Here is a 12,522-nt window from a genome sequence, read left to right as displayed (position 1 = left end):
GGGGCTCTGCCGCTAAGCGGCCGGTGGCGTGGACAGCTCCCTTTCCGGGCCGCCGCTCGCCACCGGCCGCTCGGACCCCTTCGCGGGTGTCGAGGACTGCGCGATGAACGCGCCGACGAGCACGATCACGCCACCGGCGATCTGCGGCGCCGACAGGTGCTCGCCGAGCAGGACCCACGCCAGGACGGTGGCGATGACCGCTTCGAGACATGCCACCACGCCGGCGACCTGCGGGGAGAGCCGGCGCACCGAGAGCACACCGGTGACGTACGCGACGACCGTGGCGACCAGGACGATCCAGGCCAGCAGGGCGATGGCGGCGACGGGCGTGCCGTCCATGCGCGCGGTGCCCTGGAGCACGGACCAGTCCATGCTCCAGGGCCGGGCGAGGACGGTCAGTACGGCCGCGCCGACGATCAGGCCGTAGGCGATGACGCCGAGCGGGTCGGGCGCCTCGTCCCCGGCGTCGCCGCCCTGGTCGGACAGGACGAAGTAGCCGACCTGGCAGCAGGCCGCGCCGAGCGCGAGCAGCAGCCCCGGGGCGTCGAAGCCGAGGCCCGACCACACCTCGACGACGCACGCGAGTCCGCCGACCGCGAGGACGACACCGACGGCGGCGGCACGCGTCACGGGCCGCCGCTGCACGCCTTCCGGGGGCGCCTGCCTTCGGGATTCGGCAGGCCGTAGGTCAGTCCTCGTCGGCGAGGATCAGGTACAGCTTCTTGCGGGCTTCGTTGATGACGCCGAGCGCCTTCTCCCGCTGCTCCTTGCTGCCGGTCTTCCAGACCTGCCCGAAGGCCTCCATCAGTCCGAAACCTGCCTGACGGATCTCGCCGAGGGCCTCCCAGTCGACCCCACGGGAGGCCTCCTCCCAGGGAGCCTCGGGTCCCTCGTCGGCCGCGGCGCGACCCGCCTCGGTGAGCGAGAACAGCTTCTTGCCGCCCTCGGACTCGCTGACGATCAGTCCTTCGTCCTCCAGCAGCTGAAGAGTGGGATACACCGAGCCGGGGCTGGGCTTCCACGTCCCGCCACTGCGCTCGGCGATCTCCTGGATCATCTCGTAGCCGTGCATCGGCCGGTCCTTCAGCAGGGCGAGGATCGAGGCCCGTACGTCACCGCGCCGCGCTCTCCCCCTCGGCCCGCCGCGTCCTCGGCCGCCCCACGGGCCCGGACCGAATCCCGGGCCCCCGGGACCGCCCCAGCCGGGGCCGCCCGGCCCGAAGGGCCCGAAGGCCGCACGCAGCTGTTCGAAGCCGCCCCGGCCGTGACGCGGTCCGCCGTGTGCATGTCCATGCTCGAAACCATGGGTACGCATCGCAACCACTCTCCATTCCATCGTTGATCTGTCGCGATGCTTCAACGATATATCGTAAAAGCGGCACTGACAAGGCCAGGACCCTCGCATTGGCCTTGTCCTGCGGATCCATTGGGCCCCTAACGTCGGGGCATGCGGATTCGAATCGTCGACGCCTTCACCGACCGCCCCTTCTCCGGCAACCCGGCCGGAGTGCTGCTGCTGAACGACGCGGATGCCTTCCCGGACGACACCTGGCTCCAGAACGTCGCCCTCGAGGTCAACCACGCCGAGACGGCCTTCGCCCACCCGCTGCCCGAGGGCGGCGGAGCCGACTGGGCGCTGCGCTGGTTCACCCCGGCCGCCGAGGTCGCGATGTGCGGGCACGCGACCCTGGCCACCGCCCACGTCCTGCACACCAGCGGTGCCCACGAGGGGCCGGTACGGTTCGCCACCCGCAGCGGCGTCCTGGTCGCCACGCCGGCGGACGACGGCTGCGTCACGCTGGACTTCCCGACGGCTCCGCTCACCCCGGTCGACGCGCCCGACGGCCTCGCCCAGGCCCTGGGCGCCGAACCGCTCACGGCGTTCGACACCGGCCCGAACGTCGGCGACCTGCTCGTCGAGGTCGCCGACGAGCAGACGGTGCACGGCCTCCGCCCGGACCTCAGGGCCCTCGCCGCCCACTCCACGCGCGGCGTCATCGCGACGGCCCGCGCGGAGGACCCGGCTCGGGGCTACGACTTCGTCTCGCGCTGCTTCTTCCCGAACGTCGGCATCGACGAGGACCCGGTGACGGGCAGCGCCCACACGGCGCTCGCCCCGTTCTGGGCAGAACGCCTGAGCCGCCCCGGCCTCACCGGCCTGCAGGCCTCACCCCGCTCAGGCCGGGTCCGCACGGAGCTGCGTGGCGACCGCACCCTGCTGACCGGTCGGGCGGTCACCGTCATCGAGGGCGAGCTGCTCGCCTAGAACCGGCACAAGGGCGTACGACATCCCCTCGTACGCCCCCTCCCTCAGCCCTTCACGCCGTCGGCAGCCAGCCCACCTTGCCCGCCAGCAGCGCGTACCCCACGAACGCCCCGATGTCGAGCAGCGAGTGGGCGACCACGAGCGGGCCGACCCGGCCCCAGCGGCGGTAGAGGAAGACGAAGACGACGCCCATGACCATGTTGCCGATGAAGCCGCCGATGCCCTGGTAGAGGTGGTACGAGCCGCGCAGCACGGAGCTGCCCACCAGCGCGGCCGCAGGGGTCCAGCCCAGCTGCCCGAGGCGGCGCAGCAGGTAGCCGACGACGATCACTTCCTCCAGCAGCGCGTTCTGGATCGCCGAGAGGACCAGCACGGGGTACTTCCACCACACCCCGGGCAGCGCCTCGGGCACCACGGTGAGGTTGAAGCCCAGACCGCGGGCCGCCAGGTAGAAGGCGATGCCGGTGCTGCCGATGACCGCCGCGATCGCCGCGCCGTGGCCGAGGTCGGGCCAGGGGCGGCTGCGGTCGAAGCCGATCGTGCGCAGCCCCGCGCCCTCGCGCAGCAGGAAGTGCGCGACGAGCGCGACGGGCACGAGCGCCGTGGTGATGCCGAACAGCTGCCAGGCCAGGTCGAGCCAGGGCCGGCCGGGCGCGGCCGAGGCGTTCATCGTGGCGGCCTGGTCCTTGAGCCCGCCCGGCTTGGTGACCGAGCCGATGAAGCTGATCAGCGCGGACACGCCGCTCGCCCCCAGCGACAGCGCGAGGACGATCAGCGTCTCGTTGCGGAGCATCCGCCGTGAGAGCCGCTGCTGGGGAATGGAATCGGCCACCGGGCCCGCCTCCGCCTGCACACTGCCTCCACTTCACCGACTGTCGGATCAGTATGGCGGCAGCAGATGTCACCCCGGCAGCGCGTCAGCCCAGTGACACCGGCTCCGGCACCCCCACGGGCCAGCTGTGCACGGGGGCCCCCTGGTGCATCAGCTCGCGGTAGCGACGGGTCGTCGCGGCCAGCGCGGCCTGACGCGTATGGCCCGCGTCCAGCGCCTTGTGGAAGGTGGCGGCCTGCCAGCTCGCCCCGTTCACCCTGCGCCGGCACCGCTCCTCGATCACGCCCAGGTACAGGTCTCGGTCGGCCGGCTCGACGCCCCACGCGTCCAGCCCGGCCTCGGCGAGCGGCAGCAGCTCGTCCCGCACCAGGCTCACCGCGTCGACCTGCGCGGTGCCGCCGTACCGGCCTCGCCGGGGCCAGGTGAAGCGGGCGTCGATGCCGTCCTTGCACGCGGCGTCGAAGTTGGCGGCGGCGGCCTCGAACGGCAGCCGGGTCCACACCGGCTTGGATTCCTCGGCGAGGGCGCGGACCAGGCCGTAGTAGAACGCCGCGTTGGCGACGACGTCGACGACGGTGGGCCCGGCGGGCAGGACTCGGTTCTCCACTCGCAGATGCGGGACGCCGTCGGCCACACCGTAGACCGGGCGGTTCCACCGGTAGATCGTGCCGTTGTGCAGGACGAGTTCGGCGAGCGTCGGAACGCCCCCCTGGTCGAGCACCTCGAGCGGGTCCTCGTCGTCGCAGATCGGCAGCAGCGCCGGGTAGTAGCGCAGGTTCTCCTCGAAGAGGTCGTACGCCGAGGTGACCCAGCGTTCCCCGAACCAGGTACGCGGCCGGACGCCCTGCGCCTGGAGTTCGGGCGGGCGGGTGTCGGTGGACTGCTGGAACAGCGGAGGCCGCGACTCACGCCACAGCTCGTGACCGAACAGGAACGGCGAGTTGGCGCCGACGGCGATCTGCGCGGCGGCGACCGCCTGGGCCGCGTTCCACACGTCGGCGAAGCGGGCCGGGGTGACCTGGAGGTGCAGCTGCACGGACGTGCAGGCGGCTTCCGGCGCGATCGACTTGGACGTGCAGGTGAGGTGCTCCACACCGGCGATGTCGAGCGTGAACTCCTCGCCCCGGGCGGCCACGATCTGGTCGTTGAGGAGGGTGTAGCGGTCGACGTCGGAGAGGTTCGACGACACCAGGTCGTCGCGGTCGAGGGTTGGCAGAATGCCGGTCATCACGATTCCCGCGTCGACCTCGCCGGCTTTCCGGTCGGCATATGCCAGTGACGTGCGGAGTTCCTCCGCGAGCCGGTCGAATACCCGGCCGCCCAGACGGTGTGGAGGAATGTTGACTTCCAGGTTGAACATGGCGAGTTCTGTTTGGAAATCACGGCTCGCGATCCGTTCGAGAACCTGCGCGTTCAACATTTTCGGCATGCCGTCGGCGCCCGCGAGATTCAGCTCGATCTCCAGCCCCATGAGGTTCTTGGGGCGGTCGAACCGCTTCTCCGCCAGGAGCCGCTCCAAGCCCGTCAGGCACCGACGGAGCTTGTCGCGGTAGCGCTGGCGATCGGACAGGTCGAACCGGCCTGCCACGACCTTCTCCCCCATCGATGCGTCCCTCCTCGAATGATGCGGGCCGAAGATCCGGCCGCCGGGGTCCCGGTCAGGTGGAGGATGCCCAGCGAAAGCGATCGATAACGTCCCGGAGGGGACCGCTGACCGTTACGCTGGCCACGGGTAACCGGTGGCACATTCACTCGGCATGCCACAGGGGCCCGGGTTTTGGATCGGTGAACTCGTGAAAAACGCCGACGAGAATGGGCCGACCACCTCGCGGACATTCGCCGAGGTCATCGCCGCACACCCATACCTGGAATCGGGATAATTCTCGCGTATCGCCGACCGAATGTACCCTTGTTCTACTCACCGGAAACGACTAGATGAAACACAGTCTGAACCCGTGTCGTATAAACTCCGCGAACAAGGCAGTAGGTTGGCGCCCTCGGTCGACGGGTCCTGCCGCCGAGGCGGTGTTCCACGGACCCCACCCCCCTCTCGTTCTTGAGACCCCCGGCCCCTGCCTCTGTCCACCCTCATGAGCAGACAGCGCCGTCCGCCCCCGCCCTCGCGCCACCGTGCCTTTGAATGAGAGGCGACCCACCATGCCGCTGCATGTCCCTCCGGCTCCCGTGCCCGCGCTCCGGTCCGTCCTGACCGCGCTCTCCTCGCCCACCGCGGTCCAGGAGGCCAGAACGCCCTCCCTGCTCCGCGCCCAGGGACCCGCCTCGCCCGAGCTCCCCCTGCCCGTGCACGTCCTCGACCGGGTCACGGCCGAGGGCGTCTCGGCCACCCGGCTGGCCGGCTGGCGTTTCCTGATCCGCTGCGGCGACCGTGCGGTCGCCGCGGCAGAGACCATGCTGACCCCCGACGGCTGGGCCTTCTCCCATTTCTTCGAAGGCCCGTACATCACCTCCACCGAGCGGGCCCTGCGGCAGGCCGAGACGATGCCGCAGCCGTACCAGCCCCGCCTGCTGTCGGTACCCAGCCTGTACATGCTGACACTCTGGCTGCACGAGGACTGCACCGCGGACGGCGCGGTCGGTCATCCCGCCGCCACCGACCTGCTCGTCCCGCTGGCCCCGGCGCCTCCCGGCATCGCGGCCCATCGTCCGCACCGCGTCGCCGAACTGCTCCCGGTGCTGACCCATCGGGCGACTCCGACACGTCTGCTCGGCTCACCCGCCTGAAGTCTCTCCCGACACCTCCGCGCCCCGTCGCCGAATTCCCGGCGGCGGGGCCGCCCTTTTTTTCCGCCGGTTCGCTCGTACGAGCACCCAATGGCTCGTACGAGTCGGAAATGATCCCTGGCCCCTCCGGACTAGCCCCATTCGGCCACCACGAACCACCCGAAGTGACAGTCCAGTTGGGTTGAACCGTCCGCGCGGGTGATGCGTCATGAACCTATGAGAAGCGGTGCTGCGAAATCCCTGCGGATCGACGCCCGTGGGGCAACACTGGGTTCCGACGACTTCAACGGGGGGCGGCCATGAACGACACTTCTAGCCGCGGAACAAACACGACAGCGGACTCAGCCGACTCGGTCGGCTCGGTCATCTCATCCATCACGCCAGAGCGAAAGATCCCACCCATGTGCCAGCACCAGACACCGTGCCCCTCCGCAGACTCCGCCGACCGGGACTCCGCCCGCCTCGTGGCGCACCACCCGGAGCAGGGATGGAGCCTGCTGTGCAACGGCGTGGTGCTCTTCGAGGACACCGGTGAGCTGCTGCCCGACGGCCGGGTCATCGACCCTCACCGTCCGATGGCGGGCGGCCAGGTGATGACGGCGGCCTGAGAACCGCCGGGCGGAGGGACGTCCGCCCGCAGACACAGAGGGGCCGGCCGCGGGACCGCGAACCGGCCCCGACGCATGTCCGGACCGCGTCACTGCCCGTCACCTCTCGCGACGTACCGTTCACGGCCACGCGCGCCTTCCCCCGGGCGCCCGCTTTCCGGAAGACTCCTGGAAGTTTCGCGGTCACGCGTCGACGGAGGTGGGGAAAGTGGCAGCACGTGAGGCCGACGCCGGCGGCAAGGTCACGATCACGGAGATCGCCCGGCAGGCCGGCGTGTCCGTGCCGACCGTTTCCCGGGTCGTCAATGGCCGGTCGGACGTGGCGCCGCAGACCCGGGCCAGGGTGGAGGACCTGCTGCGCCGGCACGGCTACCGCAAGCGCCCGGCGGCCCCGGGCACCCGTGCCGCACTGCTCGACCTGGTCTTCAACTCCCTGGACAGCCCCTGGGCCGTGGAGATCATCCGAGGGGTGGAGGAGGTCGCGCACGCGGCAGGGGTGGGTACGGTGGTGTCCGCGATCCACGGGCGGTCGGGCGGCGCCCGCGAGTGGATGCGCAACCTGCGGTCCCGTGCCTCCGGCGGTGTCATCCTCGTCACCTCCGCTCTGGAGCCGACACTGCACGACGAGTTGCGCATTCTCGGCGTGCCCCTGGTCGTCGTCGACCCGGCGGGTTCACCCGCCCTCGACGCGCCGACCATCGGTGCCGCGAACTGGTCCGGTGGCATGGCGGCCACCGAGCACCTGCTCTCCCTGGGGCATCGCCGGATCGGCCTGATCGCGGGACCGCCACGGCTGTTGTGCTCGCGGGCCCGGCTGGACGGCTACCGCGCGGCGCTGGAAGGCGCCGGCATCGCGCCGGACGACTCCCTCGTCGTGCCCGGCGACTTCCGCCCCGAGTCCGGCTTCACCGCCTGCGGCCTCCTCCTCGGCCTGCCCGAGCCGCCGACCGCCGTGTTCGCGGCCAGCGACCAGATGGCACTCGGGGCGATCGAGGCACTGCGCCGGCGCGGACTGCGGGTGCCGCAGGACATGAGCGTGGTCGGTTTCGACGACCTTCCGGAAGTCCGGTGGTCGGCTCCGCCCCTGACCACGATCCGCCAGCCACTGGCCGACATGGGCAAACTCGCCGTCCGCACGGTGCTCCGCCTGGCACGGGGCGAACGCCCGGACTCCCCTCGGGTGGAACTGGGAACGGACCTGGTGGTGAGGGCGAGCACGGCTCCCGCGCCGACGGCCGGCTGACGGCCGACCAGGCGGGCCCCGTCGCGCACCGCCCGTCCGAACCCGGCACCGCATCCGGCCGCCCCCGTCACGGCCATCGGCGTCGGCTCCGACAACGCCCACGGACCCGAACTCGTCACAGACACCGGATGGCGCCCGCTGAGCCGCCCCGCGACACCCGCCGTCGAACCACGCAGCCCTCACGACCGAGGCCCCCGGCCCCGCCGATCCGGGCCTCCCTCACCACCCGCTCGGGAACGCACCGGCATCCGCCCCCCGCAGCAGCCCGCCCCGGCCCGGAGCCCCCCCGACACTCGGCGTTCAAAGAGGCGCCCACCGATCCGGCGCCGGGTGGCGCCCCGCGGCACAGGGCCGGCGGGGCGCCACCCGCCCCCCGTCACCTCCCCCCGAGCGCCTCACGCAGGGCGAAGTACGCCGGCTTCGGCCGCAGTTGCTCGTCCCACGGCAGGGCCGCGCCCTCGCCCGGGAAGACCGCGGGGATCCACGAGTACTTGTCGGTGTAGTCCCAGACGGTGACACCGACGCACCGGCGCACCGCCAGGCACGCCTCGGTCAGGTCCCGGTACCACTTGGCCTGCTGTGCCAGCTTCTCCTGTGTCGCGGGCAGTTGCATCCGTACGTCGACCTCGGTGAGGGCCGTGTCGAGGCCGAGTCGCGAGAAGCGGCGGAGGTTGTCCTCCACGGTCGTGGGATAGCCGTACTGGAGGGCCAGATGGGCCTGGAAGCCGATGCCGTGCAGGGGGACGCCCTTCGCCTTCAGCTCCTTGGCCAGCCGGTGGTACGCGTCGCTCTTCGGGCCGATCCCCTCGATGTTGTAGTCGTTGAGATACAGCTTGACGCGGGGATCGGCCTGGTGCGCCCAGCGCAACGCGTCGGCGATGTACCCCGGCCCGAGCGTCTTGTAGAACACCGACTCGCGGTATGTGCCGTCCTCGTTGAACGCCTCGTTGACGACGTCCCAGGCGAACACCTTGCCCCGGTAGTGCCGTACCTCCGCCTGGACGTGCTTCTTCAGCACAGCCCTGAGCTCCGGGGCCGTCCACTCCCGCCCCGTGAGCCAATCCGGCAGCTGGCTGTGCCAGACGAGCGTGTGGCCACGCACCTTCTGCCGGTTGGCGCGGGCGAGGTTCACGATCTCGTCGCCCTTGGAGAAGTCGAACACCCCCTGTTGCGGCTCGGTCGCGTACCACTTCATGCCGTTTCCGGGCGTGATCTGATCGAACTCGCTGCCGAGCAGCGCCTTGTACGGTTCGTCGGTGAGCTCGGGGTTGTCGGTGGCGCTGCCGAAGTAGCGGCCGTGCCGCTGGGCGAGGTCGGCCAGGGTGGGTTCCTTGCCGTGCCGCTCGCCGGCCTGTGCCGCCGTGCCGCTCGCGATGCCTGCGAGCATCAGCGCGGCGGCCAGCGCCCCGGCGAGTCTGAGCCGTGTGGCGGACTTGCGCATGGTGCGACTCCTCACGATCGGGAGGGGGTGTGTGAGCCGTACGTCCGCGGTGCGTGTCAGCCCTTCGTGGCACCCGCGGTGAGGCCGCCGACGAGCTGACGCTCGGCGACCGAGTAGAAGGCGAGGGCGGGGACCATGGCCAGCACCAGATAGGCGAAGACCTTGGCGTACTCGGCGGAGTACTGCCCCTGGAACTGCTGGACGCCGATCGGCAGGGTCCACCACTGCGCGTCGGTGAACACCAGCAGCGGAAGGAAGAAGTTGTTCCAGCTGGTGACGACGGCCAGCACCGAGACGGTGCCGAGCGCGGGCCGCGCCATGGGCAGCAGCACCCGCCAGAAGAAGCCGAAGGGCGTGCACCCGTCGAGCGTGGCCGCCTCCTCCAGCTCGCCGGGGATCTGCCGGAAGAAGCCGCGCAGGATGATGATGGTCATCGGCAGCCCGAAGGCCGCCTGCGGGAGGATCACACCGAGGGGGTTGTCCAGCAGGTCCAGCGAGCGCAACAACAGGAACAGCGGCAGAGCGGCCACCGCGAACGGGAACATCAACCCCATCGTGAACAGCGTGAACAGCATCTCCCGGCCCCGGAAGGCGAACCGCGCGAAGGAGAAGGCCGACAGGGCGGAGACCGCGACGGCCAGTACGGTCGTGCCCACCGCGATCAGTGTGCTGTTGCCGATCAGCCGCCAGAAGTCCCCCGAGCCGAGGATGCCGGTGTAGTTGGAGGTCACCCACGACTCGGGCAGCCCGACCGGGTTGCGGGACAGCTCGTCGGTGGTCTTGAAGCCGGAGAGCGCGGCGTAGAGCAGGGGGACGGCCATGACCGCGCCGACGACGATCAGGACGAGGTGCAGGGGAAGGTTCCGTGCCTTCCGTGCCTTCTGACTGGCGGTCACTTACCGTCACCCCGCATGGTCGTGGTGGCCCCTTCCAGGTCGCGCCGGAGCACGAACCGCTGGTAGGCGAGGGCGAAGACGAGGCTGATGCCGAACATGACCACGCTGATCGCGCTGGCGTAACCGACCTGGTAGCGCTTGAAGCCGTACTGGAACATGGTCACGGCCATGGTCTCGGAGTGGTGGTCCGGGCCGCCCGCGGTGGTCACCCACACCAGGTCGAAGAGCTGGATGGCCCCGATGACCGAGAGGAAGACGCTGATCCGCAGAGTGGGCGCGAGCAGCGGCAGCGTCACGCTGCAAAAGCGCTGCCAGGGGCCGGCCCCGTCGATGAGCGCCGCCTCCGTCAGCTCCCTGGGCACCGCCTGGAGCCCGGCCAGGTACAGCATCATGTGGAAGCCGAAGTACTTCCAGGTCATGACCAGGAACAGGGTCGCCATGACCGTGGACGGCTCGGCGAACCACTGCCCGCCGAGCCCCTCGAGCCCGACCTTGCCGAGGATCTGGTCGGCGAAGCCGTCGTCCGGGGCGAAGATCATGCCGAACAGGATTCCGGTGATCGCCTCGGACAGGACGTACGGGGCGAAGAACAGCATCCGGTAAACCGCCCGGCCGCGCATCCGCTGGTTGAGCAGGACGGCCATGGCGAGCGCGAACGGCAACTGGACGGCGAGCGACAGCACCACCAGCACCAGACAGCGCCACAGGTCGCCCAGGAAGACCGCGTCCTGGAAGAGCCGGGTGAAGTTCTCCCCGCCGACGTAGTCGGACGGCATGCCGAAGCCGCCCCAGCGGAAGAACGCGGCGTACAGGGCGAACAGCATGGGCAGCAGGACGAGCCCGATGAACAGCACCAGGGCGGGGAGCTGGAAGCCGACCGCCGTCAGCCAGTTGAGCGCGCGGCGCCGGGCCCGGCTCGGGGCCCGGCCCTCGGCCGGTGGCGGCAGGACGGCGCCGGGGCCGGTCCGTTTGTCCGGCAGGAACGTGGAGGTCATCGCCGGCTACTGCTCTTCCCTGGCGGTCCTGGTGACCGACTGGGCGACCTGCGCGGGCGACTTGGAGCCGGAGATCAGGGCGGCGACGCTGTCGTTGACCTCCTGGCCGACGGCGGGTGCGTACGCCTGGTCGAGGTAGAGCTGGAAGCCGGTGGACTTCTTCAACTGCTCCTGTACGGCCTTGATGTTGGGGTCGGCGATGGCTCTCTCGGCCGACGGGACGACAGGCAGGACGCCCGTCTTCTTGACCAGTTCCAGGTCGGTGGCCTCGGACGCGAAGAACTTCAGGAAGTCGACGGCCGCCTGCGGGGCGCCCCGGCGCAGGGCGTGCCCGCCGCCTCCGCCGAACACCTCGGTGATGGTGCCCTTGCCGCCCTCGACCGCGGGGAACGGGAAGAAGCCGAGGTCCTTGCCCAGCCCCTTGCCCGCGTCGGCCTGCACGACGGGCGCCCACTGGCCCATGAGCTCCATGGCCGCCTTGCCGTTGCCGACGGCGGCGGCCTGGCCGGTGGGGGTGGAGTAGGCGGCGCCGAGGAAACCCCTCTGGAACGGCTGGAGGCCGACCAGTTCCTCGAGGTGCTCCCCCGCCTCGACGAAGGGGGTGCCGGTGAAGTCCTTGTCCTCGTACGCCTTCTGGAGCGCCCCGGCGCCGGCGGTCCGCATCGCCAGGTAGGCCCAGTAGTACATGCCGGGCCACTTCTCCTTGCCGGCCAGGGCGAGGGGCGTGACACCTGCGGACTTCAGCTTGCGTACGGCGTCGAGGAAACCGCTCCAGGTGGTCGGGGGTGCGCTGATGCCGGCCTTCCGGAAGAGCGCCTTGTTGTACCAGAAGCCGATCATGCCGATGTCGAACGGGATCCCGTAGGCCCTGTCGTCGATCAGGTACGGCTCCCTGGCGGCCGGCAGCAGGGCGTCGCCCCATGGCTTGGTGCTGTCGGTGAGGTCCTCGACGAGTCCGGCGTCGACCTGCTGCTTCAGTACGCCGCCGCCCCAGGTGTGGAAGATGTCCGGCAGCTTCCCAGAGGAGGTCAGGGCTGTCATCTTCGACTTGTAGGCGTCGTTCTCCATCTGAACGATCTTTATCTTCACCTTGGGGTTCTGGGCCTCGAACTTCCGGGCGAGGGCGGCCCAGACAGTCTTGGCCGGTTCGGTGGTGGAGATGTTCCACCACTCGATCGTGGTCGTCCCCGACGACCCTCCGTCCGAGTCCCCACCGCAAGCGGTCAGTGTGGTCATCCCCAGACCGGCCGCGGCGGAGGCCGCCAGGAAGCCGCGGCGGGACAGTGCCGGGTCGCCCATCATGCCCTCCTCGAAAGTTTCGGATGAGATGCAGAAAGCTGCGTCGATGCCGCACCCTAGAGACAGTGGCCAAAGGGTGACAACCCCTTGTACGAGGTATTCTCCAGACAGCACCATGGACTTGGTCCAGTGACGAAACATTCGAGTGGAGAGGCGAACGTTACGAAGTCGGCCACGTGGCGATCACACAGAGTTGTCAC

At 70.2% G+C, this 12,522-nt stretch carries 11 protein-coding genes and 1 pseudogene; 4 read left to right on the top strand and 8 right to left on the bottom strand.

Annotation, left to right across the window (positions count from 1 at the left end):
- Positions 1-12: 12 nt before the first annotated feature.
- Both IE212_RS21240 and IE212_RS21235 read right to left on the bottom strand, forming a co-directional pair.
- Positions 13-645 (bottom strand): annotated as a pseudogene (locus IE212_RS21240) (EamA family transporter); the annotation flags it as partial.
- Between the two features lie 43 nt (positions 646-688).
- Positions 689-1,315, bottom strand: a complete 627-nt coding sequence (locus IE212_RS21235; protein ID WP_190199469.1) for a PadR family transcriptional regulator — start codon at positions 1,313-1,315, stop codon at positions 689-691.
- Between the two features lie 132 nt (positions 1,316-1,447).
- Here IE212_RS21235 and IE212_RS21230 point away from each other — a divergent pair, with 132 nt between their 5' ends.
- On the top strand, positions 1,448-2,266 hold the full coding sequence (locus IE212_RS21230; protein WP_190199468.1) for a PhzF family phenazine biosynthesis protein: 819 nt from the start codon (positions 1,448-1,450) through the stop codon (positions 2,264-2,266).
- Positions 2,267-2,318: 52 nt separating this feature from the next.
- On the opposite strand, the gene IE212_RS21225 is transcribed toward IE212_RS21230, so the two are convergent.
- A complete protein-coding gene (locus IE212_RS21225; protein WP_190199467.1) occupies positions 2,319-3,119 on the bottom strand; it encodes a CPBP family intramembrane glutamic endopeptidase in 801 nt (266 codons plus the stop codon).
- 64 nt (positions 3,120-3,183) lie between these two features.
- Positions 3,184-4,701, bottom strand: a complete 1,518-nt coding sequence (locus tag IE212_RS21220; RefSeq protein WP_190199466.1) for a glutamate-cysteine ligase family protein — start codon at positions 4,699-4,701, stop codon at positions 3,184-3,186.
- A gap of 554 nt (positions 4,702-5,255) precedes the next feature.
- On the opposite strand from IE212_RS21220, the gene IE212_RS21215 reads away from it, so the two are divergent.
- From IE212_RS21215 to IE212_RS21205, 3 genes are all read left to right on the top strand, one after another.
- Complete coding sequence (locus tag IE212_RS21215) at positions 5,256-5,840, top strand: hypothetical protein (RefSeq protein WP_190199465.1); 585 nt, start codon at positions 5,256-5,258, stop codon at positions 5,838-5,840.
- A gap of 401 nt (positions 5,841-6,241) precedes the next feature.
- The gene (locus IE212_RS21210; RefSeq protein WP_190199464.1) at positions 6,242-6,448 is read left to right on the top strand and encodes a DUF5999 family protein; all 207 of its coding nucleotides are present in this window, start codon (positions 6,242-6,244) and stop codon (positions 6,446-6,448) included.
- A 208-nt stretch (positions 6,449-6,656) separates the two neighbouring features.
- Entirely contained in the window at positions 6,657-7,691 is a 1,035-nt protein-coding gene (locus IE212_RS21205) for a LacI family DNA-binding transcriptional regulator (protein WP_190199463.1), read from the top strand.
- Between the two features lie 376 nt (positions 7,692-8,067).
- Here the strand turns inward: IE212_RS21205 and IE212_RS21200 are convergent, their stop codons facing one another.
- From IE212_RS21200 to IE212_RS21185, 4 genes are all read right to left on the bottom strand, one after another.
- Positions 8,068-9,132, bottom strand: a complete 1,065-nt coding sequence (locus IE212_RS21200; RefSeq protein ID WP_190199462.1) for an endo-1,4-beta-xylanase — start codon at positions 9,130-9,132, stop codon at positions 8,068-8,070.
- Between the two features lie 56 nt (positions 9,133-9,188).
- Positions 9,189-9,953: a carbohydrate ABC transporter permease gene (locus IE212_RS21195; protein WP_373301421.1), complete on the bottom strand. Its 765-nt coding sequence runs from the start codon at positions 9,951-9,953 to the stop codon at positions 9,189-9,191.
- Positions 9,954-10,024: 71 nt separating this feature from the next.
- Positions 10,025-11,023 (bottom strand): carbohydrate ABC transporter permease, encoded by a 999-nt coding sequence (locus tag IE212_RS21190; RefSeq protein ID WP_190199460.1) that lies wholly within the window; start codon positions 11,021-11,023, stop codon positions 10,025-10,027.
- Positions 11,024-11,029: 6 nt separating this feature from the next.
- Entirely contained in the window at positions 11,030-12,322 is a 1,293-nt protein-coding gene (locus IE212_RS21185) for an extracellular solute-binding protein (RefSeq protein ID WP_190199459.1), read from the bottom strand.
- Between the last annotated feature and the right edge of the window lie 200 nt (positions 12,323-12,522).

The organism is Streptomyces djakartensis (genome assembly GCF_014651075.1).
Taxonomy (GTDB): domain Bacteria; phylum Actinomycetota; class Actinomycetes; order Streptomycetales; family Streptomycetaceae; genus Streptomyces; species Streptomyces djakartensis.
The sequence above is the reverse complement of the archived record's forward strand: the minus strand, read 5'-3'. Positions and strand labels throughout refer to the sequence as shown.